At 43.4% G+C, this 1,349-nt stretch carries 1 protein-coding gene; it reads right to left on the bottom strand.

The genetic code is table 11. The features are described 5' to 3' along the window. Nucleotides 1-13: 13 nt before the first annotated feature. Nucleotides 14-1,252, bottom strand: a complete 1,239-nt coding sequence (locus tag AB6E78_RS22895) for an ISL3-like element ISVa7 family transposase (RefSeq protein ID WP_081317730.1) — start codon at nucleotides 1,250-1,252, stop codon at nucleotides 14-16. Nucleotides 1,253-1,349 lie beyond the last annotated feature (97 nt).

The raw sequence follows: 1,349 nt of genomic DNA, 5'->3' as shown, positions 1-1,349 counted from the left end.
GGCTCTTCTCCGCTTAGATGAGCTTGATTTCTGGGTAAATGGTAGAGTGAGTTTCTAGGATTGAGGTTTGTCTAATCTTCAATTTAAAGTAATCAGTATCCCTTACTCCTCGGGCTCGCCGTCTAAGAAGACCTATCGATACATTCCCTGCTTCCACTCGGGCATTCGTCAGCTTATATTTTGCATAATTGCAGATCCCAACTCTTCTCTCCCAAAGCGCGTCTGCGAAGTTGATGAGAGATAAGATCCTCGTCTTTTTAGCAAGCTGGCACCACGCATCAAGAGCTGCGATCATCAGGTCAAAATTACGTTCATCCCATAAGGCTTGAAGCTGCTCTTTGAGCATATAAATCGTACAAAGAGTCTTATTGCTTTCAAGTAAATCATCTAGCCTATCTGACTGCTTATCGCTTAATTTCGGCGCATTTTTGAGGAGTAAAAATAGCGTCCCTTTAAGCATTTTCTTCTCGTCATGTGTTCCTTTCCTAAACGCTTTATTACGCTCTTTCCTTATCAGAAGAGAGTAGTTCTGCATAACGTGAAACCGGTCAAAAACGATGTCTGCATTCGGAAGAGCGTTTCTCACTGCTGATTGGTAAGATTGCCCCATATCCATTGATACCGCTTGGATGCCGTCCCTCGTTTGCGGTGATAATTGTTCAAAAAAGTTGATGAGTACGTTTGAAGTCCGCCCATGGTCAACCCAAATAAGTTGTCCTGAAACGAGATCATAAACGACGGTCATATAGTCATGGCCTTTAGCCCTGGCGACTTCATCAACGCCAATATGAACAAGGTTGGTCAACCTCTTAGGCTCTAAAGCAGGCAAGGTAGATAACAGAAATGCTTTATCGATATTTTTCACGGTTTCCCAGCGTATGTCTAAATGCTTAGACACTGCGTGGATGCTCATATAGCGGCATAGTCCACTAATAAAGTGACAGAATCTCTTGGTATAACGACTCCCCTTATCAACAAAATCAGTCGCTTCAACCAACCTTCGGCCGAGCCTATCTCTTGTCTGAGCCAATTCAATTTCTATAACGCAAGGGCGACCACTGACAGGTAAATCCGACAGGCGACGGTGAACATAGTGGTCGACTGTGCGCGGTGCTCCAGTCTCAGGGTCAACAACTTTACAGCGTCTATCTCGCTTGCATTTGACGAGTACTGAATGAGAGCTTTCTTCGAGCGTTACAGACTGTACGGATTGGCCTTTAAAGTTAAATAGAGCGGAAGATAATAACGACAAACTACAATACTGAGATATAAGGTGGGAAGCGATTATAAATCAATGTGTTACCGGTTTTATTGTTAATTTATAGACTCATCTAAGCGGAGAAGAGCCA

Source organism: Vibrio sp. 10N.247.310.98, assembly GCF_041467395.1.
GTDB lineage: Bacteria > Pseudomonadota > Gammaproteobacteria > Enterobacterales > Vibrionaceae > Vibrio > Vibrio crassostreae_C.
The sequence above is the reverse complement of the archived record's forward strand: the minus strand, read 5'-3'. Positions and strand labels throughout refer to the sequence as shown.